Genomic DNA, 220 nt, shown 5'->3' with positions numbered 1-220 from the left:
GTCACTACCGTGCCGAATTATGGCTACTTCCCGAGTTTTGACAATGTAGGTATCTTCCAGTTCACTTCCACCTATCGCGCTGGCGGCCTTGATGGCAACGTTGATCTAACCGGCATCACTGATTCAGGCTACAACGGTAGCACGACAACAGGTAGTGGTAAAACTTATGTTAAGCCTGCTACGAGCACACCAGCGACAAAAGCAGGCCAGAAAGCTAACA

The 220-nt window shown here is 49.5% G+C and carries 1 protein-coding gene; it reads left to right on the top strand.

Annotated features, from left to right (window positions below; translation table 11 throughout):
* Nucleotides 1-220: hypothetical protein (locus HMI57_RS18685; protein ID WP_346655275.1), on the top strand; the 220-nt coding region annotated here is incomplete at both ends.

It is taken from the genome of Arthrobacter sp. 260, assembly GCF_013116745.1.
In the GTDB taxonomy this organism is placed as follows: Bacteria; Actinomycetota; Actinomycetes; order Actinomycetales; family Micrococcaceae; genus Arthrobacter_D.
This window is presented reverse-complemented; position numbering and strand designations above follow the sequence as displayed.